Genomic DNA, 265 nt, shown 5'->3' with positions numbered 1-265 from the left:
CACCGCGCCGGTCGTGATGACGAGCTTGCGCGAGGTGATCAGCGAGCAGCCGAACCAGCGGATGAACAGCGGCGCGAGGTAGCCACCGATCAGGCAGCCGAGGTCGGCGGCGAGGAACGGCATCCACGCGAACAGCGCGATTTCCTTCAGGTTCATGTGGCGCACGGTGACCATGTACAGCGGAATCCACGCGCCGAAGGTCTGCCATGCCGGCTCGGCGAGCATGCGCGGAATGCCGATGCCCCAGAAGCGGCGCGTCTTGAGC

The 265-nt window shown here is 66.4% G+C and carries 1 pseudogene; it reads right to left on the bottom strand.

Going from position 1 to position 265, the window contains the following annotated elements:
* Positions 1–265: pseudogene (locus tag R2R70_RS20800) on the bottom strand (hypothetical protein); the annotation flags it as partial.

Origin of the sequence: Cobetia sp. SIMBA_158 (assembly GCF_046566945.1) — a bacterium.
Lineage (GTDB): Bacteria > Pseudomonadota > Gammaproteobacteria > Pseudomonadales > Halomonadaceae > Cobetia > Cobetia amphilecti.
This window is presented reverse-complemented; position numbering and strand designations above follow the sequence as displayed.